General features: G+C 76.6%; 24 protein-coding genes. 14 read left to right on the top strand and 10 right to left on the bottom strand.

Annotated elements, in window-relative coordinates:
• The first annotated feature begins 23 nt into the window (after window positions 1–23).
• The gene (locus tag ACI79R_RS12355; RefSeq protein WP_456573922.1) at window positions 24–1,628 is read left to right on the top strand and encodes a CocE/NonD family hydrolase; all 1,605 of its coding nucleotides are present in this window, start codon (window positions 24–26) and stop codon (window positions 1,626–1,628) included.
• A gap of 26 nt (window positions 1,629–1,654) precedes the next feature.
• A complete protein-coding gene (locus ACI79R_RS12350) occupies window positions 1,655–2,119 on the top strand; it encodes a DUF3237 domain-containing protein (RefSeq protein WP_456573921.1) in 465 nt (154 codons plus the stop codon).
• 21 nt (window positions 2,120–2,140) lie between these two features.
• Here ACI79R_RS12350 and ACI79R_RS12345 read toward each other — a convergent pair whose 3' ends face one another.
• Complete coding sequence (locus tag ACI79R_RS12345) at window positions 2,141–3,829, bottom strand: PucR family transcriptional regulator (protein ID WP_456573920.1); 1,689 nt, start codon at window positions 3,827–3,829, stop codon at window positions 2,141–2,143.
• A 112-nt stretch (window positions 3,830–3,941) separates the two neighbouring features.
• On the opposite strand from ACI79R_RS12345, the gene ACI79R_RS12340 reads away from it, so the two are divergent.
• From ACI79R_RS12340 to ACI79R_RS12330, 3 genes are all read left to right on the top strand, one after another.
• Window positions 3,942–4,679 (top strand): TetR/AcrR family transcriptional regulator, encoded by a 738-nt coding sequence (locus tag ACI79R_RS12340; protein ID WP_456573919.1) that lies wholly within the window; start codon window positions 3,942–3,944, stop codon window positions 4,677–4,679.
• Window positions 4,680–4,749: 70 nt separating this feature from the next.
• The gene (locus ACI79R_RS12335) at window positions 4,750–5,100 is read left to right on the top strand and encodes a hypothetical protein (protein ID WP_456573918.1); all 351 of its coding nucleotides are present in this window, start codon (window positions 4,750–4,752) and stop codon (window positions 5,098–5,100) included.
• The gene (locus ACI79R_RS12330; protein WP_456573917.1) at window positions 5,091–6,173 is read left to right on the top strand and encodes an HNH endonuclease signature motif containing protein; all 1,083 of its coding nucleotides are present in this window, start codon (window positions 5,091–5,093) and stop codon (window positions 6,171–6,173) included. The genes ACI79R_RS12335 and ACI79R_RS12330 overlap by 10 nt, the downstream gene beginning before the upstream one ends.
• Window positions 6,174–6,184: 11 nt before the next feature.
• Here the strand turns inward: ACI79R_RS12330 and ACI79R_RS12325 are convergent, their stop codons facing one another.
• Window positions 6,185–6,550 (bottom strand): cupin domain-containing protein, encoded by a 366-nt coding sequence (locus tag ACI79R_RS12325; RefSeq protein ID WP_456573916.1) that lies wholly within the window; start codon window positions 6,548–6,550, stop codon window positions 6,185–6,187.
• 121 nt (window positions 6,551–6,671) lie between these two features.
• A complete protein-coding gene (locus ACI79R_RS12320) occupies window positions 6,672–7,247 on the bottom strand; it encodes a TetR/AcrR family transcriptional regulator (protein WP_456573915.1) in 576 nt (191 codons plus the stop codon).
• Window positions 7,248–7,320: 73 nt separating this feature from the next.
• Between ACI79R_RS12320 and ACI79R_RS12315 the strand changes: the two genes are divergently transcribed.
• Window positions 7,321–8,853 (top strand): MFS transporter, encoded by a 1,533-nt coding sequence (locus ACI79R_RS12315; RefSeq protein ID WP_456573914.1) that lies wholly within the window; start codon window positions 7,321–7,323, stop codon window positions 8,851–8,853.
• Between the two features lie 130 nt (window positions 8,854–8,983).
• A complete protein-coding gene (locus tag ACI79R_RS12310) occupies window positions 8,984–10,474 on the top strand; it encodes a gamma-aminobutyraldehyde dehydrogenase (protein ID WP_456573913.1) in 1,491 nt (496 codons plus the stop codon).
• Between the two features lie 36 nt (window positions 10,475–10,510).
• On the opposite strand, the gene ACI79R_RS12305 is transcribed toward ACI79R_RS12310, so the two are convergent.
• Window positions 10,511–11,512 (bottom strand): oxidoreductase, encoded by a 1,002-nt coding sequence (locus ACI79R_RS12305; RefSeq protein WP_456573912.1) that lies wholly within the window; start codon window positions 11,510–11,512, stop codon window positions 10,511–10,513.
• 119 nt (window positions 11,513–11,631) lie between these two features.
• Between ACI79R_RS12305 and ACI79R_RS12300 the strand changes: the two genes are divergently transcribed.
• From ACI79R_RS12300 to ACI79R_RS12285, 4 genes are all read left to right on the top strand, one after another.
• A complete protein-coding gene (locus tag ACI79R_RS12300; RefSeq protein ID WP_456573911.1) occupies window positions 11,632–13,701 on the top strand; it encodes an acetate--CoA ligase family protein in 2,070 nt (689 codons plus the stop codon).
• A complete protein-coding gene (kal, locus tag ACI79R_RS12295; RefSeq protein ID WP_456573910.1) occupies window positions 13,698–14,117 on the top strand; it encodes a 3-aminobutyryl-CoA ammonia lyase in 420 nt (139 codons plus the stop codon). The genes ACI79R_RS12300 and kal overlap by 4 nt, the downstream gene beginning before the upstream one ends.
• 14 nt (window positions 14,118–14,131) lie before the next feature.
• Window positions 14,132–15,778: an amidohydrolase gene (locus ACI79R_RS12290; protein ID WP_456573909.1), complete on the top strand. Its 1,647-nt coding sequence runs from the start codon at window positions 14,132–14,134 to the stop codon at window positions 15,776–15,778.
• Window positions 15,779–15,844: 66 nt separating this feature from the next.
• The gene (locus tag ACI79R_RS12285; RefSeq protein WP_456573908.1) at window positions 15,845–16,327 is read left to right on the top strand and encodes an Lrp/AsnC family transcriptional regulator; all 483 of its coding nucleotides are present in this window, start codon (window positions 15,845–15,847) and stop codon (window positions 16,325–16,327) included.
• 12 nt (window positions 16,328–16,339) lie between these two features.
• Here ACI79R_RS12285 and ACI79R_RS12280 read toward each other — a convergent pair whose 3' ends face one another.
• Window positions 16,340–16,981, bottom strand: coding sequence for a hypothetical protein (locus ACI79R_RS12280; RefSeq protein WP_456573907.1), 642 nt, complete (start codon window positions 16,979–16,981; stop codon window positions 16,340–16,342).
• Between the two features lie 114 nt (window positions 16,982–17,095).
• Here ACI79R_RS12280 and ACI79R_RS12275 point away from each other — a divergent pair, with 114 nt between their 5' ends.
• Window positions 17,096–17,956, top strand: a complete 861-nt coding sequence (locus ACI79R_RS12275) for an SGNH/GDSL hydrolase family protein (RefSeq protein ID WP_456573906.1) — start codon at window positions 17,096–17,098, stop codon at window positions 17,954–17,956.
• 8 nt (window positions 17,957–17,964) lie between these two features.
• Here the strand turns inward: ACI79R_RS12275 and ACI79R_RS12270 are convergent, their stop codons facing one another.
• Together ACI79R_RS12270 and ACI79R_RS12265 are read right to left on the bottom strand one after the other, a co-directional pair.
• On the bottom strand, window positions 17,965–19,326 hold the full coding sequence (locus tag ACI79R_RS12270; protein ID WP_456573905.1) for a CopD family protein: 1,362 nt from the start codon (window positions 19,324–19,326) through the stop codon (window positions 17,965–17,967).
• The gene (locus ACI79R_RS12265) at window positions 19,323–19,874 is read right to left on the bottom strand and encodes a copper resistance CopC family protein (RefSeq protein WP_456573904.1); all 552 of its coding nucleotides are present in this window, start codon (window positions 19,872–19,874) and stop codon (window positions 19,323–19,325) included. The genes ACI79R_RS12270 and ACI79R_RS12265 overlap by 4 nt, the downstream gene beginning before the upstream one ends.
• 268 nt (window positions 19,875–20,142) lie before the next feature.
• On the opposite strand from ACI79R_RS12265, the gene ACI79R_RS12260 reads away from it, so the two are divergent.
• Both ACI79R_RS12260 and ACI79R_RS12255 read left to right on the top strand, forming a co-directional pair.
• Window positions 20,143–20,910, top strand: coding sequence for a hypothetical protein (locus ACI79R_RS12260; RefSeq protein ID WP_456573903.1), 768 nt, complete (start codon window positions 20,143–20,145; stop codon window positions 20,908–20,910).
• Window positions 20,911–20,989: 79 nt separating this feature from the next.
• Entirely contained in the window at window positions 20,990–21,673 is a 684-nt protein-coding gene (locus tag ACI79R_RS12255; RefSeq protein ID WP_456573902.1) for a class F sortase, read from the top strand.
• Between the two features lie 10 nt (window positions 21,674–21,683).
• Here ACI79R_RS12255 and ACI79R_RS12250 read toward each other — a convergent pair whose 3' ends face one another.
• From ACI79R_RS12250 to ACI79R_RS12240, 3 genes are read right to left on the bottom strand one after another with little or no spacing between them, the layout of a single operon-like run.
• Window positions 21,684–21,977: a DUF2218 domain-containing protein gene (locus ACI79R_RS12250; RefSeq protein WP_456573901.1), complete on the bottom strand. Its 294-nt coding sequence runs from the start codon at window positions 21,975–21,977 to the stop codon at window positions 21,684–21,686.
• Window positions 21,970–22,581, bottom strand: a complete 612-nt coding sequence (locus ACI79R_RS12245; RefSeq protein ID WP_456573900.1) for a PadR family transcriptional regulator — start codon at window positions 22,579–22,581, stop codon at window positions 21,970–21,972. The genes ACI79R_RS12250 and ACI79R_RS12245 overlap by 8 nt, the downstream gene beginning before the upstream one ends.
• A 48-nt stretch (window positions 22,582–22,629) precedes the next feature.
• The gene (locus tag ACI79R_RS12240; protein WP_456573899.1) at window positions 22,630–23,106 is read right to left on the bottom strand and encodes a VanZ family protein; all 477 of its coding nucleotides are present in this window, start codon (window positions 23,104–23,106) and stop codon (window positions 22,630–22,632) included.
• Window positions 23,107–23,319 lie beyond the last annotated feature (213 nt).

Raw genomic sequence — 23,319 nt, 5'->3', positions numbered from 1 at the left:
CGCACCCGACCCCTGGAGAACTCGTGGAGATCACCGTCCTGCGCCCTGCGCCCGTGCCCGGGGACGCGGAGGAGCTGTCCGTGCCCATGCGCGACGGCGTCCTGCTGGCCGCCGACCTGTACCGGGCCGGCGCGGGCGCGCACCCCGTCGTCCTCGTCCGGCTGCCCTACGACAAGGACGGCGCCTACTGCTTCCTGCCGGTGATCGCCCGGTACGTCACCGCGCGCGGGTACACGGTCGTGGTGCAGGACGTGCGCGGGAAGTTCCGCTCCGGCGGCGCGACCGAGTTCGGCTGCCACGAGGTCGACGACGGCGCCGACACGATCGCCTGGATCGCCGAGCAGCCCTGGTGCAGCGGCGACGTGGTCATGTGGGGCGACAGCTACTACGGCATGACCCAGCTGGCCGCCGCGGCCGCTGCTCCTCCCGCGCTCCGGGCGATCGCGCCGCGGCTGACCGGCACCCGGCTCTCCCGCGAGGTCACCTACCGCGACGGCACCGTCGACGTGGAGGCGACCACCCGCAAGGCGTACTTCGCCGGCTGGTACGTCGACCGCGACGCCTACGAGTGGCCGATCGACTGGACCGCCCGCCCGCTGCGCGACCAGTTCGAGGTGTTCTTCTCCGAGCTGGGCCGGCGGTCGGTCAACTTCGACGCCGAGTTCGGCGAGGACCGGCTCCGCTTCCAGGGGCCCGCGGTCGAGCAGCTGCTGGCCGCACCTCCGGTGCCGACGCTGTTCACCGTCGGGCTGTACGACAACTGCGCGCAGTACTCGTGGTCCGACCTCGACGCCCTGCTGGCCGACGAGCGGTGGCGCGACGCCGTCCACCTGCGGCTGGAGGCCATCGACCACGAGCTCAACCGGTTCGGGGAGGAGATCCTCGCCTTCGGCGAGATCCCCGACCTCGCGCCGGTGCTCGACCCCAGCCTCGACTTCTTCGACGCCGTCCTGGCCGGCCGCCGGGACGACGTGCCGCGGGTGTTCGCCGAGACCGTGCACGGCGAGCCGGTCACCGCCGGGGCGTGGCCGGTGCCCGGCACCACCGAGGTCCCGCTGTTCCTCGGCCTCGAGGACGGCCGTCCCGTGCTGGTGCCCGAGGCCGGCGACGCCGCGACGGCCGGCTGGCGCCACGACCCCGCCGATCCGGTGCCGCCGACGGCGGACAATCCCTTCGCCCGCCTCGCGGGCCGCGGCGGCCTGGAGGCCACGGCGGTGCGCGCCGACGTCCTGCACCTGGAGGGCCCGGTGGCGGAGACGGCGATCGACCACCTGGGGCGCGTGTCGGCCGAGGTGTTCCTCGAGAGCACGGCGACGACCACGAACCTGCACGCCCGGCTGCTCGACGTCGCTCCCGACGGCCGGCACGAGCTGGTGGCCAAGGGCCAGGTGCACCTGGACGTCGTCCCCGCCGACCGGCCGGTGTGCGTGGACCTGCTGCCGATCGCCCACCGGCTGCGCCCGGGCCACCGCTGGGCGCTGCAGCTCATGAGCAGCGACTTCCCCGAGTACGTGCTCGAGCCGGGCGACGGCTCCGACCCCTGGGAGGCGACGGCGTTCGCCGCCTCCGAGCAGACCGTGCGCGTCGGCGGCAGCACGCCCAGCCGGCTCGTCCTGACCCGGCGCTGACCGCGCCACCGACCGAGAGGACCCCCATGGCCGACCTGCTCGAGCCCCAGCTCACCTTCGCCTTCGAGGCCCGCGTCGAGGTCGCTCCGCCCCTGCGGATCGGCCGCGGGCCGGGGGAGGAGGTGTGGTTCACCCCGATCACCGGCGGCACCGTCGCCGGGCCCCGGCTCAACGGCGAGGTGCTGCCCTACGGCGGCGACTGGTCGACCACCCGGCCGACCGGCACCGAGCTCTGGGCCCGGTACCTGCTCCGCGCCGACGACGGGGCGGTCATCGACATCCTCAACCGCGGCTTCTGGGTCGCCGACCCGGCCGTGGAGGCGCGGGTCGAGGCCGGCGAGGCCGTGACCGAGCACGAGTACTACTACCGGACCCAGCCGGAGTTCCAGACCGACGCCGAGGCGCACTCCTGGCTGACCTCGACGGTGTTCGTCGGGATGGCCCGCGAGGAGGACCGGAAGGTCTGCATCCGCTTCTACGCGCTGGGATAGGGGGAACCCGCCCGCGCCGGCTCAGCCGGCGCGGGCGGTGAGCACCTCGTCGGCCATCACGGCGGCGTGCAGGGAGACCCGGATGTCGGGGTCGTCCAGGTCCACGCCGAGCAGCCGCTCGATCTTGGCCAGCCGGTCGTAGAAGGCCGGCCGCGACATGTGCAGGCTCGCGGCGGCGTCGGACTTGCTGCAGGGGTTGCGGACCAGCGCCCGGACGGCGTCGAGCAGGCCGGTCGACCACCGCGCGTCGTGCTCGCGCAGGGGCTCCAGCTCGCGGGTGACGAACATCCGCAGCCGCTCGTCGTCGGCGAGCATGGTCAGCAGGCCGCGCAGGTGCACGTCGGACAGCCGGTGCACCAGCGGGCCGTCGGCGCGGTGCCGTACGGAGTCCACGACGTGCACCGACTCGCACAGCGACCGCCCGACGGCGGCGATCCGGTCGACCGCCGCGCCGGCGCCGATCACCACGGTGTTGCGCCGGTGCAGCCGCCGGGCGAGTTCCTCGACGACGTCGGCCGGATCGGCCGACCGGTCCAGCGACACGAGCACCCGCACGTCGCCGTCCACCACGGCGACGAGCGCGGGCACCCGCTCCTCGGACAGCGCGTGCACGGCGGCGGCGAGCACGGTCTCGACGCCCGGGACGCGCCGCGGCACGGCGTCCTCCGGGGCCTCGGCCAGCCGCACGGTCAGCCCGACGAAGCTGCGCCGGCCCACCGGCAGCCCGGCCAGCTCGCAGCGCTGCAGCACCTCGGGGGCCGTGGCGTCGCGGACCAGCGCCGCGAGGATCTCCGCGTGCGTGCGGCGGACCAGGCTGTCCCGCTGCCGGTGGTGCAGGTTGTGCAGGGCCAGCGCGGCGGCGGCGCGCTCGGCGGCGGCGACCAGCCGCGGTGCCGGGACCTCCGGCGCCTGCACGACCAGCCGCCCCCACGACCGTTCCGGCCGGCCCACGCGGGTGAGCAGCCAGCCGTTGGCCGGGTCCCAGGTGGTGCGCCGGTCCAGCGGCACGGCCCGCGAGCGCCGCTGCCAGTCGGCGAGGAAGCCGGCGGCGTCGCCGGGCCCGGGCCGGTAGTCGACGAGGCGGTGCTGGCCGTCCTCGAGCACCACGGTGGCGCCGGTCAGGCGGGCGACGGCCTCGAGCACCTCGGCCGGGTCGGCCTCGGCCAGGCCCAGCTCGGTGAAGACGTCGTGCACCCGCTGCGCCTCGCGCAGCTCCTCCAGCTGGGCGTCGACGATCCGCTCGCCGACGGCCTGGGCGACGGCGGCGAAGCGCACCTCCCGGCGGAGGGCGATCAGCGGCAGGCCGAGCCGGTCGCAGGCCTCGACGAGGGCCGGGGGCAGGTCGGCCCAGCGGCGGCCGAGCTCGATCACCAGGCCGGCGGCGTCGCTGCGGTCGAGGCTCTCGGCGAAGCCGACCAGCTCCTCGCCGGTGTCGGGGAGGGCGATCCCGGTGCTGAGCACGAGGTCGCCGCCGCGGAGCAGCGGGGCGACGTCCACCAGCTCGGTGGTGTGCACCCAGCGCACGGTGCGGTCGACGCCGGAGGCGCCGGCGACCAGCAGGGGGTCGGCCGAGCGCAGGACCGGGACGTCGAGCACCCGCGCGACGGTCATGCCGGTCCGGCCCAGCGCGGCCGGGTGTTCCGTCGTCCGTGCGCCGTCGGTGTCCGGGACCGCCCGCAGGGTGGGCACGGAGGCAGTGGTGGCACGCATGTGACCTCCCTCATGTGTGGCAGCCATGGAAGCGGGCGCCAACGCTGCTGTCAACAGCGTTGACTAATCGTTAGCATGTGTCGGACGGACAGGGACGAGAGGCGGGTCCGCGGTGGAGACCAGTGAGCGGGAGGGGCGGCCGGCCCCTGCGCGCGGGCGGCGCCGGACCCGCGCCGCGGGGGAGTCGCTGAGCCCCGAGGCGATCGTGCAGGCCGCCCTCGAGTTCATCGAGCGGGAGGGCGCCGGCGCCCTCACCGTCCGCCGGCTGGGGGCGGAGCTCGGGGTCGACCCGACGGCCTTCTACCGGCACTTCCGGGACAAGGACGACCTGGTGCTCGCCTGCATGGACCGGGCCGAGCAGCTGGCGGTCGAGGAGCTGGCCGACCGGGGCGACCTGCTGACCTGGCAGGACCGGCTGCGCGCGCTGGCGGACGCGTGCTGGCGGATCTCCACGACCTATCCGGCCATCTACGCCTCGGCCTTCGCGCGGGTCACCGGCGGCCCGGGGGAGCGGCGGATCGTGGAGTTCCTGCTCTCGACGATCGCCGGGCTGGGGCTGGACCGCCGGGCCACGGTGCTGTTCTACCGGTCCTACGCCGACGCCATCCTGAGCCTCAGCGGCGCGAACGCGGTCGTGGAGCAGCTGGGGGCCGAGGTCGCGGCCAAGGACGAGTCCGCGTGGGCCCGCGTGTACGCGGCCTCCTCCGCGGCCGAGTACCCCGTGACGCGCGAGCACGCCGCGGAGCTCGTGGACGTGACCGACCGGCAGGTCTTCGACCACACCGTCGAGTCGCTGGTGCGGGCGATGGAGGACGCCGCGGCCCGGGCGGGGACGGTCGCCCGGCCCTGACGTCGGAGTACCTGCGGAACGGGTGGCGGCGTGCCCGGAAACTGTCGTACCCCCAGGTCAGACTGCTGGTGTGGTCGACACCCAGCCGCCGCGACCGCCCCTGGTGGGTGTGCCGTGGCCGGTGTCGCCGGGGGAGGTGGTGCCGCGGTGGTCGACCGAGTCGGATCTGGTGTGCGACATCTGGTCGACCGATGCGCGGATGGCCCGGGAGCACGCCCGGCAGGCGGCGGCGATCGCGGAGCTGGCCCGCCGCCGGGCGGTCGAGCGGGGTGCTGACCCGCTGGGGCGGGGTCCGGATGCGGCGGCGGTGCGGCCGTTGGCGTTGGCGCACCTGTCCGATGACTTCGTCTCCGAGCTGGCGGTGATCGGGGCTGCTCGGATGCCGAGGCCGAGTCACTGGCCGCCGAGGCGGTGCTGCTGACCGGCAAGCTGGCGCCGACGTGGGCGGAGTTGTTCGCCGGGCGGCTGACCGTCCGCAAGGCCCGCATCCTGCTCGATCTGCTCGGTGACGCCGATGACGAGGTCGCCGCCGGGGTGCAGGCCCGGGTGCTGCCCGGCGCCGAGCACCGCCCGCCCTCGCGGCTGGCCGACCGGACCCGCTACCACCTGTACCGGCTGGACGCCGACGCCCGCGACCGCCGCCGGCGGACCGCCGAGCGGACGGCGGACGTGTCGGTGCAGCGCACCGCCGACGACCTGGGCCGGCTGGTCATCGAAGGCCCGCTGCCGCAGGTGCACGCGGCCCGGGCCGCGGTGGACTCCTACGCCCGCTGGCTGCGCGCCGACGGCGATCCCCGCCCCATCGGCCGGCTGCGCTCGGCCGCGGCGCTGGATCTGCTCCTGCGGCCCTGGGACACCACCCGCCCACCGGTCACCGCGCAGCTCACCGTGCACGTCGGGATCTCCACCCTGCGCGGTGGAAGCGAGCCCGGGGAGCTGGACGGGCAGGTCGTCTCCGCCGCCCAGTGCCGCGAGGTCCTGGCCGCCCTGGACATGCTCGGGTTGCAGTCCCCGCCCGCCGGCGGATCGCTCACCTTCTCCCTCGACGACGCCACCACCGGCCAGACCGTCGCGGTGGCCACCCGGGGAGAGGTGCGGCGCGGTGCCGGCGGCCCGGGCCTGCGCCGTCCGGCCGGCACCACGCGGTACGGGCCGCGGGCGGCGCAGCGGCGCTACGTCGAGGCGCGCGACCGCACCTGCCGGATGCCCGGCTGCCGCCGCCGACCCGGCCGCTGCGACATCGACCACGTCCAGCCCTACGACGCCGGCGGCCCCACCGAGTGCCAGAACCTGTGCTGCCTGTGCCGCCGGCACCACCGCATCAAGACCCACGCCCGCGGCTGGTCCTTCACCCTCCTGCCCGACGGGCGACTGATCGTCCGCACCCCCTCCGGGGTCACCCGCACCACCCAGCCACCGGGTTGGGCCACCGACCCCGAACCCGATCCACCCTGGCTCGACGACCTCGCCCCACCCGACCCCCTCCGCATGTGAGGGGCCGCAGCTCAGGCGGGGACCACGTACACCTTGCGGAGCGTCTCGCTGACCTGCCAGACGGTCCGGTCGCCGGCGCGCAGGCGGACGACGGTGCCCGGTCCGAGCGGGATCGTCGACCCGTCGGGAAAGGTCACCGTGCCCCGCCCGGAGAGGACGACGAAGACCTCGTCCTCCTCGACGTCGGTCACGATGCCCGGACCGAGCTCCCAGACGCCGACCGCGCCGTCGCCGTCCTCCAGCTCGGCGAGGGCGGCCTCGGGCGCCCCGGCCCGCACCGTCGCCGGGTCGAGCGGCAGCGGGTCGAGGGCTGCGGCCCCGGCGTCGTCGCTCAGCAGCCGCTGCGCCGCGGTGGACGCCGCCGGGGGAGGGGTCACGGGTACGGAGTCTCGCCGGTCGCCGCCGGGTCACCCGGCGACACGGCGTCGGCGATCGGGCCGGCCGCCGACGCGATGACGGAGTGCCGGCCCGTTCCGCCCTTCGCGCGCGAAAGGCGGATCACGGGAGGTCGACCAGCGGGCCCGAGCCGGTGGTCAGCCGGAGCAGCAGCTCCCGGGTGGTGGCCAGCTCCTCCGGGTCGGGCACGCCCTCGAACAGCGGCGCGATGGACATCCCGTCGCAGGCACGCAGCACGAGCAGGACGCGCTGCAGGTGCACGCCGTCGGCGGCCAGCTCCTCGTTCCAGCGCCGGTACCGCTCCTGCGACCGGCGGGCGATCTCCGGGAAGGCGCTCAGCGTGGCCAGCAGCGTGCTCAGCTCCACGGCCTCCCGCCCGCGCGCCAGGTCGTCGAACGTCGCTCGCACGTAGGCCCGCAGCAGCCGGCCGGGCCGGTCGTCGTCCGGGCCCACCCGCTCCTGCACGGCCCGGGCGAACTGCTCGAACAGGTCGTCGACGAGGGCGGCGAACAGGTCGTCCTTGGTGCGGAAGTGGTGCATCAGCCCGCCCTTGGAGACGCCGGCCTCCCGGGCGATGACGTCCAGGCTCACGCCGGCGCCGTGCACCGTCACCGACCGGGCGGCCGCGTCCAGGAGGACGCGCCGGGTCCGGACGGCGTCCCGCATCTGTCCTGGCACGACTCGCTCCTCTCGACGAGGTCACAGCGTATGTCGGCTGACAACAAACCGTCTGGTCGGTACGCTGCTCGCCATGAGCGCCACCCGGCGGGCTCCCGCGCCCGTCCTGCCGACACCTCCGTCCGCCGGCCCCCGCGAGTGGGCCGCGCTGGGCGTGCTGGTGCTCGCGGTGGTCCTGCTCTCGGTCGACAGCACCGTGCTGTCGCTCGCCGTCCCCGCGCTCACCGCCGACCTCCAGCCGACCGCGGGCGAGCTGCTCTGGATCGGCGACGTCTACTCCTTCGCCCTCGCCGGGCTGCTGGTGCTCATGGGCGGCCTGGCCGACCGCTACGGCCGCAAGCGGGTGCTGCTGATCGGCACCGCCGGCTTCGGCCTGGCCTCCGCCATGGCCGCCGTCGCCTCCGACCCGGTGGCCCTCGTCGTGGCGCGCGCCGCACTCGGCGTCACCGCCGCCACGCTCATGCCGTCGACGCTGTCGCTGATCCGCAACCTCTTCCCCGACGCCCGGCAGCGCACCCGCGCCATCGCGCTGTGGAGCGCCGGCGCCTCCGGCGGCGCGGTGCTCGGCCCGCTGGTCGGCGGGCTGCTGCTGGAGCACTACTGGTGGGGGTCGGTCTTCCTCGTCAACGTGCCGATCGTCGTGGTGCTGCTGGTGGCCGGCTGGCTGCTGCTGCCCGAGTCGCGCGACCCCCGGCCCGGCCGGCTGGACGTCGTCGGCGCGCTGCAGTCGATCGTCGCCGTGCTCGGGGTCGTGTACGCGGTCAAGGAGCTGGTCGGCCACGGGCTCACCGCCACCGCGGTGGCGACGGCGCTGGGGGGCGTGCTCGCCGGCACGCTCTTCGTCCGGCGCCAGCTGCGCATCGCCAGCCCGCTGGTCGACGTCCGGCTGTTCCGCAACCGGGCCTTCTCCGGTGCCCTCGGCAGCCAGATCATCGCGCTGCTGGCGCTCAGCGGCCTGCTGTTCTTCTTCTCCCAGTACCTGCAGCTGGTGCGGGGGCACACCGCCCTGGAGGCCGGCATCCGGGAGATGCCGATCATGCTGGCCTCGCTGGCGGTCGTGCTCGTCATCGGGCCGCTGGTCTCGCGGATCGGGCTGGGTCGCGCGATCGGCCTGGGCCTGGGCACCGCGGGCGTCGGCATGCTGCTCCTGGCCGGGGCCGAGTCGCTGTCCGGTTACGGCTGGCTGGCCGGCGCGCTCGTCGTCCTCGGCTGCGGCTTCGGCATCGCGTTCACCCTCAGCACCGACGCCGCGGTCAGCGCGGTCGACCCCCGCACCGCCGGCACCGCCTCGGCGCTGTCGGAGACCTCCTACGAGCTGGGCGCCGCCCTCGGCATCGCGCTGCTCGGCTCCCTGCAGACGGTCCTCTACCGGGCCCACCTGCCGGCCGACGTCGCCGGCCTGGCCGACGGCGCGCCCCGCGAGTCCCTGGCCCGTGCCGACCAGGTGCTCGGTGCCGACGCCGCGGCCCTCGACGCCGCCCGCGAGGCGTTCACCTCGGCGATGCAGGTGACCGCGATCGCGGCGACCGTGCTGCTGGCGGTCTCGGCGGTCACCGCGTGGCGGGTGATCCCCTCGATCCGGGCACGGGTCGGCGCGCACGGCTGACCGAGGGCGACGGATCGACGGAGACCGGCCGCGGAGTCGACGATCCGTCCCGGTCGCGCGCGGCGGGCGCGGGCAGGCTGAGCGGGTCGCCGGTCTCCCGGGCGACGTCCCGAGTGCCGAGGAGGCGACCGTGCAGCTCCCGGAGGGTGCCCACCACGTCGGTGGGGTGCCGTGCGACGGCGACGGTCCGGAGCAGGAGGTCGTCGACCCCTCGACCGGGGAGGTCCTGTGGACCTACCGCGCCGCCACCCCGGCCACCGTCGACCGCGCGATCGACGCCGCCACCGCCGCGCTGCCCGGCTGGGCCGGCAGCACCCCGGCACAGCGGTCGGCGGTGCTGACCGCCCTCGCGGCGGAGCTGGAGTCGACGGCCGAGGAGCTGGCGCAGGCCGAGACGGCGCAGGCCGGCAAGCCGATCCGGCTGTCCCGCGAGTTCGACGTCCCCGGCTCGATCGACAACGTCGCCTTCTTCGCCGGCGCCGCGCGCCGGCTGGACGGCATGGCGGCCACCGAGTGGGACGGCACCCACACCTCGACGCTGCGCCGCGAGCCGGTCGGCGTCGTCGGCTCGATCGCGCCGTGGAACTACCCGCTGCAGATGGCGGTGTGGAAGGTGCTCCCCGCCATCGCCGCGGGCAACACCATCGTGCTCAAGCCCGCCGAGACCACCCCGCTCACCACGCTGCTGCTGGCCGAGGCCTGCCGGCGGGCCGGCGTCCCCGACGGGGTCGTGAACGTGGTGAACGGGCCCGGCCCCCTCACCGGCGAGGCGCTGGTGGGCAGCCCGCGGATCGCGATGACCTCCTTCACCGGGTCCACCGCCGCGGGCCGGCACGTGGCGGCCGTCGCCGCGGCGAACGGCACCCGGCTGCACCTGGAGCTCGGCGGCAAGGCGCCGTTCGTCGTCTTCGACGATGCCGACCTGACCGCCGCCGTGCGCGGTGCGGTCGCCGGCTCGCTGATCAACAGCGGGCAGGACTGCACCGCCGCCACCCGCGCCTACGTGCACCGCTCGCTGCTCGAGGAATTCGTGTCCGGGGTCGCCGAGCTCATGGCCTCGGTACGCCTGGGGCCGACCCGCGACGAGGACACCGACCAGGGGCCGCTGGCCTCCTTCCGCCAGCGGAACCGCGTCGCGGCGATGGTCGAGCGGGCCGTCGGCGACGGCGCGCGGGTGGTGACCGGGGGCCGGGCACCCGGCGGCGAGCTGGCCGCCGGCGCCTACTACGAGCCGACCCTGCTCGTGGGGGCCGACCAGCGCAGCGAGGTCGTGCAGTCGGAGGTGTTCGGCCCGGTACTCGCCGTCCTGCCGTTCGACACCGACGACGAGGCGCTGGCGCTGGCCAACGACGTCCCCTACGGGCTGGCCGCCTCGGCGTGGACCCGCGACGTGTTCCGCGCCCAGCGGGCGAGCCGGGAGCTGGCCGCCGGCACCGTGTGGATCAACGACCACATCCCGATCGTGAGCGAGATGCCCCACGGCGGGGTCAAGGGCTCGGGCTACGGCAAGGACATGTCGGTCTACTCGTTCGACGAGTACACCCAGCTCAAGCACGTCTCCAGCGACATCACCGGCCTGGCCCGCAAGGAGTGGCACGACACGGTGTTCAGGACCCGCTGAGCGCCGGGGCGGCCCCCGAGCCGCCCCGGCCGGTGCTCAGGAGACGCGCACGAGGGTCCGGCCGCGGGCGCCGCCGGCGAGGATCCGCTCCAGCGCGGCCGGGACGCCGGCCAGGTCCACCTCGTCGGTGGCCAGCTCGTCGAGCACCGCCGGGCGCAGGTCGCCGGCCAGCCGCTCCCACACCTCGCGGCGCCGCCCGATCGGGCACTGCACCGAGTCGATGCCCAGCAGCGACACCCCGCGCAGGATGAAGGGGAACACCGTGGTGGGCAGGCCGACGCCACCGGTGTTCCCGGAGGCGGCGACCGCGGCGCCGTAGCGCAGCGAGGCGAGCACCGCGGCGAGGGTCTCCCCGCCGACGCAGTCGACGGCGCCGGCCCACCGCTCCTTCTGCAGCGGCCGGGACGGGTCCCCGAGCGCGGACCGCTCGACGACCTCGGCGGCGCCGAGGGAGCGCAGCCAGTCCGCGGCCTCCGGCTTGCCGGTCACCGCGGTGACCCGGTGGCCGCGGGCGGCGAGGACCGCCACGGCCACGCTGCCCACCCCGCCGGTGGCGCCGGTGACCAGCACGTCGCCGTCGCCCGGGGTCAGGCCGTGCTCCTCGAGGGCGACGACGCTGAGCGCCGCGGTGAACCCGGCGGTGCCGAGGGTCATGGCCTGGCGCTCCGACAGTCCGTCGGGCAGCGGCACCACCCAGCCGGCGGGCACCCGGGCGTGCGAGGCGTAGCCGCCGTGGTGGGCCACCCCGAGGTCGTAGCCGTGCACGAGCACCGGCTGCCCGGGGGCCAGACCGGACCCGCCGGGCTCGACGACGGTGCCGGCGAGGTCGATGCCGGGCACCAGCGGATCGATCCGCGCGACCCTGCCGTCCTTGCGGGTGGCCAGGCCGTCCTTGTAGTTCACCCCGGACCAGGCGACCGCGACGAGCACGTCGCCGTCGCCGAGGTCGGCGACGGGGAGGTCCCGGAGGTCGAGGCGGGTCGAGTCGCCGGAGGCATCGGCGACGAGGGCGCGGACGGAGGAAGGGGAGTCGGGCATGCGCCCGATCCTGCGGCCCGCGCCCGGGAAGCGCCGGGCGGCATCCTGTCCGCCGATCCGCACCGATCCCGACACACTGTCGACCCGGGCCGGGGGCGGTGCGCACCGATGCTGCTGACGTGTCCCTCGACGTGCGGTACCGCCCCCGCTCCCTGGCGGTCGTCGGTGCGTCGCCGTCCCGGTTCGTCGGCCGCATCGCCCTGGAGAACTGCCGGGCCCTCGGCTACCCCGGCCGCCTCGTGGCGGTCACGCCCCGGCACCGCGAGGTCGCCGGCGTCCCGGCGGTACCGCGCCTGACCGACCTGGACGAGCCGGTCGACGTGGCGCTGGTGCAGGTGCGCGCCGACCGCGTGCTGGGCGTGGTCGAGGAGGGCCTGGCCGCCGGCGTGCGCGCCTTCGTCGTCCCCGGCGCCGGGACGACCGACTCCGGCGAGGTCGCCACCGCCCTGGTCGCCGAGCTGCAGCGGCTCCGGCGGGAGCAGGACGTCGCGGTCTTCGGCCCCAACTGCATGGGCGTGCTCGACCTGGTCACCGGAGCCGCGCCCTACATCGGCACCGTCGGCCCGCAGCTGCGCCGGGGCACCGTCGGGCTGGTCGCGCAGAGCGGGGCGATCGTCGAGGCCTTCGTCAACGCCGGGCCCCGGGTGCCGCTGTCCACCGCGGTCTCCTCGGGCAGCGAGGCCGTGCTGTCGCTCCCCGACCACCTGCGCTTCTTCGCCGCCGATCCCGAGACCACCGCTGTCCTCACCTTCGTCGAGGCGGTCGACGACGCCGATGCGACGCTGGCCGCCTGCCGGGAGCTCGCCGAGGCCGGCAAGACCGTCGCCGCCGTCGTCGTCGGCCGCTCGGCCACCGCGCGGGAGGGCGTGCAGGCGCACTCCGGCCGGCTCGCCGGCGCGGCGCGCACCACCGCGGCGGCGCTGGCCTCGGCCGGGGTGGTGCTGGCCGCCGACCTCGACGAGCTGCTGGCCCTCGGCGAGGTGCTCGGCACCCGCCGGCCGGTCGCCGGGCCGTGCACGTACGTCGTCACCAACTCCGGCGGCGAGGGCAACCTGCTCGCCGACCTCGCGTCCGACGTCGGCCTGGAGCTGCCCCGCCTCAGCGACGCCGCCGCCGGGGCGCTGACCCGGCGCTGGCCGCTGTTCGCCGCCCGTAACCCGCTGGACCCGTGGGGGGCCGACGAGCACGAGGTCATCTACCCCGAGGCGCTGCGCGCGGTGGCGGGGGAGGGCGGCGACCTGCTCGTGGTCGGCATCGACCAGCAGCAGACCGCCGGCACCTACGAGCAGGACCTCGGGCTGTTCCTGGCGAAGACGCTCGCCGAGGCGGTGGCCGGCACGGGGACGACGCCCGTGCTGCTCAGCCCGGCCAGCCAGGACCCGCCGGCCGAGCTCGCCGCCTACTGCGCGCAGGCGGGCATCCCGCTGCTGCGCGGTGCCCGCCCGGCACTGGCCGCCCTCGCCGCGCTCGCCCGCAGGACCGGCGTCGACGAGCCGGTGCCGGCCCCGCCCGCGCCGGACGTCCACGGCCCCCTGCCGCGCACCGAGGACGAGGTCCTCGCCGCGCTCGCCGGCCTCGGCCTGGCCGTGCCGCGCACGCGGCGGGTGGCCGACGCCGACGCCGCCGTCGCGGCGGCCGCGGAGCTCGGCGGCCCGGTCGTGCTCAAGGGCGTCGCCGACGGGCTGCTGCACAAGACCGAGGCGGGCCTGGTCGCCGTCGGCCTGACCGGTGCCGACGCCGTCCGCGCGGAGGCCGACCGGATGCTGGGCTGGGCCGCCGCGGAGGGCGTGGCCCTGGAGCTGCTCGTCGCCGAGCTGGTCCGCGGGGAGCTCGAGCTGCTCGTCGGCTTCACCCGCGACCCGGTGTTCGGCCCGACGTGCCTGCTCGGCCTCGGCGGCGTCTGGGCCGAGTTCCTCGACGTCGTCGACGTGCACGTGGGCCCGCTCGACGAGGCCGCCGCCGGCCGGTTCGTCGACCGCAGCCGCGCCGGCCGGCTGGTCGCCGGTGCCCGGGGTGGCGCCCTCGACCGCGACGGCGTCGTCCGGGCGCTGTGCGCGGTCAGCCGCCTCGGGACGTCGTCGCCCGACGTCACCGCCATCGACGTCAACCCGCTGATCGTCGGCCGCACCCGTGCGGTCGCGGTCGACGCCGTCCTGACCACCACCGCACCAGGAGGAACCCCGGCATGACCCAGCCCATCGTGTGCAGCCTGCGCGTCCGCATCGGCCAGGAGGAGGCGCACTACGGAGGCAACCTCGTCGAGGGCGCCCGCGTGCTCAAGCTCTTCGGCGACATCGTCACCGAGGTCGCGATCCTCACCGACGGCGACGAGGGCCTGTTCGTCGGCTACGACAAGGTCGAGTTCCTCGCGCCGGTGTACGCCGGCGACTTCCTCGAGGTGACCGGCACCGTCACGCGGATCGGCAACACCAGCCGCACCGTCGAGCTCGAGGCCCGCAAGGTCATCGCCTCCCGCTACGACGACACCCCCTCGGGCGCCGACGTGCTCGACGAGCCGGTCGTCGTCGTCCGCGCGGTCGGCACCACCGTCGTGCCCGAGGCGCACCGCCGCGGGCCGCGCGGCGCCGGCCTCCCGGCCGCCTGACCGGGGGGATCGACGTGGACGCCGCCGACCTGGTGCTGACCGGAGGCACCGTGCACGCGGTCACCGGCCCCGGCGGGCAGGCGCTGGCCGTGGCCGGCGGCCGGGTGCTGGCCGTGGGCACCGACGAGGACGTCCGGGCGCTGGCCGGACCGCGCACGCGGCGGATCGACCTCGCCGGGCGCACGGTCGTCCCCGGCTTCGTCGACGCCCACGTCCATCCCGTCGGCGGCGGCATGGCGCTGCTGACCTGCGGGCTCGACGGTGCCCGCGACGCCGCCGACGCGCTCGCCCGGGTCGCCCGCTACGCGGCGGAGCACCCGGAGCTGCCGTGGATCACCGGCGGCGGCTGGTCGATGGAGTGGTTCCCCGGCGGCACCCCCGCGCGGACGCTGCTGGACGACGTCGTCCCCGACCGGCCGGTGCTGCTGGACAACCGCGACGGCCACGGCGCCTGGGCGAACACCGCGGCGCTCCGGCTGGCCGGGGTGGACGCGGCGACGCCCGACCCGGTCGACGGCCGCATCGAGCGCGAGGCCGACGGCTCCCCGCAGGGCACGCTGCACGAGGGCGCCGTCGGCCTGGTCGCCCGGTGCCGCCCGCCGGTGGACGACGCGCTGCTGCTGGCCGCCCTCCTGCGCGGCCAGGAGCACCTGCACGCCCTCGGCGTGACCGGGTGGCAGGACGCGATCGTCGGTGCCTACGGCGGGCTGCCCGACCTGCTGCCCACCTACCTCGAGGCGGCCGGCTCCGGCCGGCTGACCGGCCGGGTGGTCGGCGCGCTGTGGTGGGACCGCAGCCGCGGCCTGGAGCAGGTGGCCGACCTCGTCGACCGCCGCGCGGCGGCCGGGGGCGCGACCGGCACCGGCCGGTTCCGGGCCACCTCGGTCAAGATCATGCAGGACGGCGTCGCCGAGAACGGCACCGCCGGCATGCTCGCGCCCTACCTCGACGTCTGCGGCTGCCAGACGGCCAACTCGGGCCTCAGCCACGTCGACCCGGTGCTGCTGACCGAGGCCGTCGCGCGGCTGGACCGCGAGGGCTTCCAGGTGCACCTGCACGCCGTGGGTGACCGGGCCGTGCGGGAGGCGCTGGACGCCGTCGAGGCGGCGCTGGCCGCCAACGGGGACCGCGACCTGCGGCACCACCTCGCCCACCTGCAGGTGGTCCACCCCGACGACGTCCCCCGGTTCGGGCGGTCGCGCGTCGCGGCGAACCTGCAGGCGTTCTGGGCGGTGCACGAGCCGCAGATGGACGAGCTCACCATCCCCTTCCTCGGGCCCGAGCGCGCCGCCTGGCAGTACCCCTTCGCCGACCTGCTGGCCGCCGGCGCCCCGCTGTGCGCCGGCAGCGACTGGCCGGTGAGCTCCGCAGACCCGCTGCAGGCGATGCACGTGGCGGTGAACCGGCAGCCGCACGGCGAGCCCGGCGTCCCCCCGCTGCTGCCGCACCAGCGGCTGGCCGCGGCGGACTTCCTGCGGGCCGCCACGGCGGGCTCGGCGTGGGTGAACCACGCCGAGGCCGACACCGGCGGGCTGGCGCCCGGGCAGTTCGCCGACCTCGCGGTGCTGGACGGCGATCCGCTCGCCGTGGCCCCCGAACGGATCGGCGACGTGGCCGTCACCGGCACCTACGTGGAGGGCGCCGAGGTCTGGTCGGCCTGACCGGCCGGGCCGGTCGCTAGCATCCGATGGGCCCACGCCGGGCTGCGGAGAGGGGCTCGGAACTCGATGACCACGCGCGGACACCCCGCACTCGACGACGTCTCGCGCGCCATCATCGAGCAGCTCCAGGAGGACGGCCGCCGGTCCTACGCCCGGATCGCCACCGCCGTGGGGCTGTCGGAGGCGGCGGTGCGGCAGCGGGTGCAGCGGCTGCTGGACGCCGGCGTCGTGCAGATCGTCGCCGTCACCGACCCCCTGCAGGTCGGCTTCTCCCGCCAGGCGATGGTGACGCTGCGGACCAGCGGTGACCCCCGCGCGGTGGCCGACCGGATCGCCGAGTTCGACGAGGTCGACTACGTCGTCATCACCGCCGGGTCGGTCGACGTGCTCGTCGAGGTCGTCTGCGAGGACGACGACCAGCTGCTCGAGGTGGTGGCCCGCATCCGCGCGGTCGACGGCGTGGAGTCCACCGAGACCCACCTGTACCTGGGTCTGCGCAAGCAGACCTACGCGTGGGGCACCCGCGAGACGGCCGGGCCCGGCGCCTGACGCCGGCGCCGCTCAGCCCACCCCGCCGACGCCCAGCACGCTCGCCGAGTCCAGGTACCGGGCGCGCGCCACCCGCAAGGAGTCGACGGCGGCGCGCACCACCCAGGCGGCCCGTCCGGTCGCCGTGACCAGGGCGTCGGGCACCTCGGGGGCTGCGACCCGCAGGCCGAGCCGGCGGCCCTCGCCGACCAGACCCGCGATCGCCCCGAGCGCGGCGACCGCGGCGTCGGCGGGGTCGCTGGCCGGGTCGGGGGCGTCGACGTCCAGCCGGAGGTCGCGCTCCCGGCGTCCCGGGTCGGCCACGGCGTACCGCGGCCCCCGGAGCAGCCGCCGCCGCACGCTCCACGTGCCGGTCGCGACCAGCTCCGCGGCCACCTGCGGGAGGCCCAGGCGGCGCTCGGCGAACCACGAGTCCAGGGGCCGGTCCGGCTCGGCGGCCATGGCGAGGGCCAGCCGGTCGACCGGGGCCACGCCGGTCGGCGTCTCGTCGAGCTCGATGCTGTCGTCGGTCGGGCGCAGCCGGCCCTCGGCGACGAGGTCCACCACCAGCCCGCAGCGGACGGCGGCCGCGGCCAGCAGCTGCGGGGTCAGCCGGCCCTGCGCGTCGAGGCAGAGGCCGGCCAGCCGGATGCCCACGCTCGTCCCCGGCTCCACCCGGACATCGTGGCCGAGCCACCGGGTCGCGACGAGTCCGTGCCGGCTCCGTAACCGCCGCGCGGCTGTGCCGTTGACCACCGCGACATGCCCCCGGCTCCGCTGGAGTAGCCCGTGCGCCGTCTCGCCGCCTGCCTGCTCGCCGCCCTCGCCGCCGTGGTGGCGACGGCACCCACCGCCGCGGCCTCGCCCGACGGCCGGCCCCCGCTGGCCTACGTGGCCATGGGCGACTCCTACAGCGCCGCCTCCGGCGTGCTGCCGCCGGACCCGACGGCCGCGCCGCAGTGCCTGCGCTCGACGCGCAACTATCCGCACGTGCTTGCCCAGGCGATCGGCGCGCAGCTGACCGACGTCACCTGCGGCGGGGCCGACACCTCGCACTACGCCACCGCGCAGTACCCGGGCGTGCCGCCGCAGCTCGACGCGCTCGGACCGGAGACCCGGCTGGTCACCATGACCATCGGCGGCAACGACAGCGGCGTCTTCATCAACTCGATCCTCCGGTGCGGCGCCGCGGGCCTGCTCACGCTCGGCCAGGGCAGCCCCTGCCGCGACCAGTACGGGACGTCGTTCGCCGACACCGTGCGGACCACCACCTACCCGGCCCTGGTGCAGGCGCTGACCGCGGTGCGGCAGGCGGCGCCGAACGCCCGCGTCGCGATCCTGGGCTATCCGTGGATCCTGCCGGCGACCGGCGGCTGCTTCGACCGGATGCCGGTCGCCGAGGGCGACGTGCCCTACCTGCGGGACCTCCAGGCGACGCTCAACGCCGCCGTCGCCCAGGCGGCCCGGGAGACCGGGGTGCGCTACGTGGACATGAGCGCCGTCTCCGAGGGGCACGACGCCTGCGCGCCGATCGGGGTGCGCTGGGTGGAGCCGGTGCTGCAGGGCACCAACGCGGTGATCGTGCACCCGAACGCGCTGGGCGAGGCGGCGATGGCCGCCCAGGCGATGCAGGTGCTGCGGCTGCGCTGAGCACCGGGTCAGCCGGCGACGACCAGGACGCCGGTGAACCGCGGCGAGTGCCGGCTGGCGAACGGGTAGCTGCCCGGCTCCTCCGGCGCCCGGAAGGTGGTCAGGCTGCCCGCGGGGACGACGGCGTCGAACGCGCCGTCGACCGCGGTGACGGTCACCTCCGTGCCGGTCGGGTTGTGCACGACGACGACCGCGCCCGGCGTGACGGCCGCGGTGACGGTGAAGCCCGCCGGATCGACGAGGACGGGGACCGACAGGTCACCGTGGTCGTGGCCGGGCGGAGGAGACGTTCCCGGTCCGGCCGCCGCCGGGCCGCCGTCGACCGCCGGGACGCTCCCCGCCGGTGCCGGCGGTGGGGACGCCGCGAGCGCCACGGCCAGGGCGACGGTGGCCAGCAGGACGCCGCCCTCGACCGCCGCCACCCGGCGGAAGGCGCCCGGCCGGCCCGCGCGCAGGTCGGGCAGCGTGCGGCGGCGGTGGTGCAGGCCGAAGGCGAGGAGGACGCCGAGGGCGGCGGTCTTGCCGGCCAGCAGCCATCCGTATCCCGAGCCCAGCGCGGCCGGCAGCCCGGCGTCGCCCACCGTGAGCCACGCGGCCAGCACGCCGGTCGCCCCGACGGCCCCGGCACACGCCAGCGCCACGGCGCTGAACCGGCCGGCGACGCGGGGCAGGACCTCGGGGTCACGCCCGTGCACGAGGAGGGCGAGCAGGCCGCCCACCCACATGCTCCCGGCGACGACGTGCACCGACAGGTTCGGAGCCGCGAGGGCGTGGTCGTCGGCGGCGGCCGAGTGCCCGGTGAGCACGGTCGGCACGACGACCCCGGCCACCGTGACGGCGAGCAGCAGCCCGGCCGTGCGCCACGAGGTGCACCGGCGTGCCAGCACGCCGACGACGAGCGCGGCGGCGGTGGCGGCGAGGGCTGCCCGCCCAGCGGGCAGCTCGCCGAGGAAGGTCCGGACCGAGGCCGCGGTCAGCGCCGTGGGCGGTGCCCCGACGGTCCGGCCGAGCGTCAGGACGCCGCCCACGACGGCGGTTCCGGCCCAGGCCAGCGCCCACGCCGACGCGGCCCGGACGGCGCCGCGGGACGCGCGCGGCAGCGGGGAGCCCGGGTGCAGCACGGCGGCGAACAGCAGGGCGCCGACGGTCGCCAGCGCGGTGATCCGGCCGGCCAGGGTGACCAGGGGGAGACCCCAGTCGACGACGGGACCGGCGCCGGCCGCCGCCGTGGGCGCACCCCCGCCGACGGTCAGGGCCAGGACCAGCAGGGCCGCCAGGCCGAGGACCGCCGCGCCGCTCACCACCCCCGGGGACCGGTCGGCCGGCGGAGGCCGGTCGACCGGTGCCGGGCGCGGCAGCAGCCCGGTCACGCGGACCCGCGGAGCCGGCGGACGGCGACGGTGGCGGCGGCGACCAGCACGACCCCGGCACCGATGCCGAGGGCCAGCGGCGGCGGCCCGGAGCCGGCCGGCCGGTCCGCCGCGGCCTCGGACACCGGCGCCGCGCCGCCCGCGCCGCCGGTCACGGTGAAGGTCGTGGTGCCCGCGACCGGGTGCCCGTCGGCCGAGGTCACCCGCCAGTCGACGGTGTAGGCACCGGCGGGCAGGCCGGCCACGAGGGGCCGGCGCACCGTCGTCCCGTCGACCTCGACGGCGCCGTCGGTCACCGCCGTCCCGTCCGGTCCCGTGACGACGACCTGGGCACCCAGGGCCTGGACGGCCCCGCTGAACCCGAGCTCGACGCTCGCCGGTGCGGCCGTCACCGCGCTGCCGTCGGCCGGTGAGGCGCTGGTCAGTCCGTCGTGCGCCTGGGCCACCGGCATGCCGCAGACCAGGACGAGGAAGAGCGTGACGACGGCACCGACCGCGCCCACTGCCCGGCGTCGAGCAGGGCGGGCACCGTGCCGCGGGATGTCCATGGTGGGTGTTCGTGCCGGCCGCCCCGTCCGGTTCTCCGGAGCCCGGGATGAACCGATCGGGGGCTCCGGGGCGAACCCCCCGTGTGGACGGGGACCGACCCCCGGCTCCCGGAGCCCGGGGCACCGTCCGCGCGGCCCCTTCCCCGGGCCGGGACCGCGGCGGGCGCATCTGACGCGCCGGCCGGCTCGACCGGTAGCGGAACCCACCGCCCGGAACGCCCTCCGCCCGTCCGGCGCGGCGTGACGCAACGAACCGAGGAGAAGTCCCATGCGCAAGGCGCTCGCACTGCCCACCGTCGCCCTGGCCGCAGCGGCGTTCCCGCTGCTGACCATGACCGGCGCCTCCGCCCACGAAGGAAGTCACAGCTACCAGGCCGACCTCGCCCAGCTGAACGGCTCGGGCGCCTCCGGCACCGGGATGGTCACCCTCGACGGGACCCGGGCCACCGTGATGATCGAGGCCTCCGGTCTGCTGGCCGGCGCCCCGCATGCGCAGCACTTCCACATCGGCGCGCAGGGGACGTGCCCGACCGACGCGGACGACACCGACGGGGACGGCTTCGTCAGCGTCACCGAGGGCGCGCCGTTCTACGGCGCGATCGGCTCGTCGCTGACCACGACCGGGGACACCAGCCCCGACAGCGGCCTGGCGATCGACCGCTTCCCGACCGACGGCGCCATCTCCTACGAGCGGACCTTCGAGGTCACGCCGGACGTGGCGGCCGCCTTCGAGGACGGCACCGCGGTCCTGGTGCTGCACGGCGTCGACAAGGACGGCAGCGGCACCTACGACGGCGACGTCAAGAGCGACCTCGACCCGTCGCTGCCCATGGAGGCCACCGCGCCCGCCGCCTGCGGCGCCTTCGCCGCCTCGCAGATGGGCACCGCTCCCGGCGGAGGCGCGGAGACCGGCGGTGGCAGCACCGCCGGTCTCGAGGAGCAGGCGGCCATCGGCGTGGGTGCCCTCGCGCTGGTCGGCGCAGCCGCGGCCGGTGCCGTGGCCTACCGCCGTCGCCAGGCCCCCGGCCAGGCCTGACCGGACTGCCGTGCCGCGCGGAGCCTCCTCCCGCGCGGTACGGCGCCGGCAATCGCCCCTTCGACACCGGGAGGACCCCGTGCCCGAGCGCCGCCGACCGTCGTTCCGCACCTGGCTCGTGACCGCGCTCGTGCTGGCCACCGTGGGGGTGGTGGCACTCGTGCTCGCGGTCAGCGGGCAGCAGTCGCCGCCACAACCCGTTGCTGCCTCGTCTCCGCCGGCAGCCGGCGCACCGGCTGCGGACCCCGCTCCGGCGGAGTCGCGGCCCGGCGCCCCGGCCGACCCCGGGGGCGCGGCGGTGCCCGCGCCGGTGTCGGTGTCGGTGCCCGCGATCGACGTCACCAGCGAGCTCATGGAGCTCGGCCTCAACGGCGACGGGACGGTGCAGGTGCCACCGCTGGGACCCGACGACCAGGCCGGCTGGTACGAGCCGGGGCCCGCGCCCGGCGCGGTCGGGCCGGCGGTGCTCCTCGGGCACGTGGACTCGGCCGCGTACGGGCCGGGCGTGTTCTACGACCTGGGTGCCCTGGCGCCCGGGGACCAGGTCGAGGTGACCCGCACCGACGGCAGCGTGGCGGTCTTCGCCGTGGACCGGGTCGAACGGCACCCCAAGGACGACTTCCCCACCATCGCCGTCTACGGCAACACCCCCGATCCGCAGCTGCGGCTGATCACCTGTGGCGGCGACTTCGACCCGGCGGCGGGGAGCTACGAGGACAACGTCGTGGTGTTCGCCTCGCTGGTGGGGACGCGGGCGGCCTGACCGCCGGCGGCTACGGCCGCGTCCAGTGCACGGCCAGCTCGTTGCGCTGGCCGAAGCGCTCGAGGTGGGAGCCGACCACGCCCGAGAGCCGGTCGAGCAGCTCCGGGTCGTCGGCGGTGAGGAACAGCTCGAGGGTCTCCTCGCGGGACCGGAGCAGGCAGTCGCCGCCGCCGAAGACCAGGCGGGTGCCGTCGGCCTCCTCGCGGACCTCGCAGCGCCGGCCCAGGTGGGCGGCCAGCTGCTTGGCGTAGCGGGCGGCGGCCGGGGTGGCGACCGAGGCGGTCGCGGTGCAGGGCTCAGTCACGGGGCGCCTCCGGGCCGTCGGCGAGCAGCAGGTACATCGCGCGGCGGGCGTCGGCGAGGATGCCGGCGGCCGCGGTGAGCTGCGCCGGGGTGCCGGTGCGGCCGACCTGGCGGACGGCGCCGTGCAGCTGCTCGAGCAGCCCGCGCAGGTCGACGTCCGGACCGTCGGCGGCCGCGCCGGCGAACGGGTCGGACCAGGTGTCCCGGCGCGTGGCCACGTGCTCGCGGCCGGCGTCGGTCAGCGTGACGAGCTTGCGGCCGGCCTCGGCGGTGACGGTGGCCAGGCCCTCGTCCTCGAGCTGGCTGATCGTCGGGTAGATGGCGCCGGGGCTCGGCGTCCAGCGGCCGCCGCTGCGCTCGGCGATGGCCTGCATCAGCTGGTAGCCGTGCATGGGCTGCTCGTCGAGCAGCAGCAGGACGGCGGTGCGGACGTCGCCGCGGGGCGCGCGGCCGCTGCCACCGCGGCGGTGCGGGCCGCCGCGGAACGGGCCACCGAAGGGACCGCCGCGGAACGGCAGGTCGCCGGGCTCGGGCCGGCCGCCGCGGGGGTGGTGGGCACGGGCGCGGGGGTGCCGCCCCTCGTGCTTCGGGTGGTGGGGGTGCATGAGGCCTCCTATGACCTATCGGATGACGCTAACGATACATCGTTAGCGTCATGACGCAAGGGTGCCGTCGGAGGACGGCCGCAGCAGCGCCCGGCCCGGTCGGCGGGGAAAGGAGCCGGCGGAGGCCGGCAGCGCGGCGACCACCCAGCCCGCGGCGACCGCTCCGGCGGCGTTGAGCAGCGCGTCCAGCGGAGAGACGACCCGGCCCAGCGGCAGGGCGAGCTGGAGCAGCTCGATGCCCGTGCCCGCCGCCAGCGCGGCGGCGGCCAGCCGCCGCGGGGACCGCAGCGCCGGCCACCGGAGCACCGCGAGGACGGCGGGCACCGCCAGCAGGCCGAGGTTGCCCACCAGCTGCAGCAGGGTGCTCGCCGACCCCAGCCCCGTGGCGTACCAGCGCAGTTCGGGCAGCGGTGACCCCCACGCCCAGCCCGAGCCGGTCGGCGTGAGGGTCACCGCGGCCACGGCCGCGAGCGCGGCGGCCAGCAGGAGATCGAGGGTGCGGCGAGCCGGGGGAGGGGTGGCCATGCCCCGACGGTCGGCGCGGACGCTCGCGGGCACCTGGACGGTCCCTGGAGGTCGGCTGGGAGCGGTGCGCGGCGCAGCCGGCGTCCGGCGATCTCCCGGGCGTGCCGCATCGGGGGCGCCCCGGTACCCCGGGCGGGCGCGGGGCGGCTAAGCCCAGCTCGCGCCGGGGGGGGTCCAGGTCCTCCGGGAACAGGGGGATGATGCCCTCAAGGT

The organism is Blastococcus sp. SYSU D00820 (assembly GCF_054050695.1).
This window is presented reverse-complemented; position numbering and strand designations above follow the sequence as displayed.

What these genes read in the sequence shown, in the direction of transcription:
- ACI79R_RS12260 (WP_456573903.1), top strand. Translation starts at nt 20,143, where the DNA reads ATGCGCAAGGCGCTCGCACTGCCCACCGTCGCCCTGGCCGCAGCGGCG.
- kal (WP_456573910.1), top strand. Translation starts at nt 13,698, where the DNA reads ATGACCCAGCCCATCGTGTGCAGCCTGCGCGTCCGCATCGGCCAGGAG.
- ACI79R_RS12315 (WP_456573914.1), top strand. Translation starts at nt 7,321, where the DNA reads ATGAGCGCCACCCGGCGGGCTCCCGCGCCCGTCCTGCCGACACCTCCG.
- ACI79R_RS12305 (WP_456573912.1), bottom strand. Translation starts at nt 11,512, where the DNA reads ATGCCCGACTCCCCTTCCTCCGTCCGCGCCCTCGTCGCCGATGCCTCC.
- ACI79R_RS12345 (WP_456573920.1), bottom strand. Translation starts at nt 3,829, where the DNA reads ATGCGTGCCACCACTGCCTCCGTGCCCACCCTGCGGGCGGTCCCGGAC.
- ACI79R_RS12350 (WP_456573921.1), top strand. Translation starts at nt 1,655, where the DNA reads ATGGCCGACCTGCTCGAGCCCCAGCTCACCTTCGCCTTCGAGGCCCGC.
- ACI79R_RS12245 (WP_456573900.1), bottom strand. Translation starts at nt 22,581, where the DNA reads ATGCACCCCCACCACCCGAAGCACGAGGGGCGGCACCCCCGCGCCCGT.
- ACI79R_RS12265 (WP_456573904.1), bottom strand. Translation starts at nt 19,874, where the DNA reads ATGGACATCCCGCGGCACGGTGCCCGCCCTGCTCGACGCCGGGCAGTG.
- ACI79R_RS12285 (WP_456573908.1), top strand. Translation starts at nt 15,845, where the DNA reads ATGACCACGCGCGGACACCCCGCACTCGACGACGTCTCGCGCGCCATC.
- ACI79R_RS12240 (WP_456573899.1), bottom strand. Translation starts at nt 23,106, where the DNA reads ATGGCCACCCCTCCCCCGGCTCGCCGCACCCTCGATCTCCTGCTGGCC.